Genomic DNA, 570 nt, shown 5'->3' with positions numbered 1-570 from the left:
GCAGGTCGCCGAGGCCTACATCCCGAGGCGTGCGATCCGCCACCTTGAGAAGGGCCGCGTCGTCATCTTCGGCGCCGGGGCAGGCCTGCCCTACTTCTCCACCGACACGGTGGCCGCCCAGCGCGCGCTCGAGGTCCACGCCGACGAGGTCCTGATGGCCAAGAGCGGGGTCGACGGCGTCTACACGGCCGATCCGCACAAGGATCCCTCGGCCGAGAAGCTGATCACCCTCTCCTATGACGAGGCGCTCCGCCGCGACATCCGGGTCATGGACCAGACCGCCATGACCATGTGCAAGGACAACGACCTCGAAATGGTGGTCTTCGGCATGGAGGGTGAGGGCAACGTGACCCGCGCCATCCGCGGGGAGAAGCTGGGAACGCGCGTCACCAACTAGCGGCGGGCCGTTGAAGCCGGGGCCACGCGCCCCGGCCCGTGAACTAGGATTGAACACTGGAGAAGTTGCAGGGCAACTGAACGCGAGCATAAGGAGACATTGTGATCGAAGAGATCTTGCTAGAGGCCACCGAGAAGATGGACAAGGCCGTCGAAGCGGCGAAGACCGACTTC

2 pseudogenes are annotated in these 570 nt (G+C 65.1%); both read left to right on the top strand.

What is annotated here, in order from left to right:
* Positions 1–397 (top strand): annotated as a pseudogene (gene pyrH / locus QZX79_RS15470) (UMP kinase); the annotation flags it as partial.
* 101 nt (positions 398–498) lie between these two features.
* Positions 499–570, top strand: a pseudogene (locus QZX79_RS15465) (ribosome recycling factor); the annotation flags it as partial.

The organism is uncultured Arthrobacter sp. (assembly GCF_902805515.1).
GTDB lineage: Bacteria > Actinomycetota > Actinomycetes > Actinomycetales > Micrococcaceae > Arthrobacter_D.
The sequence above is the reverse complement of the archived record's forward strand: the minus strand, read 5'-3'. Positions and strand labels throughout refer to the sequence as shown.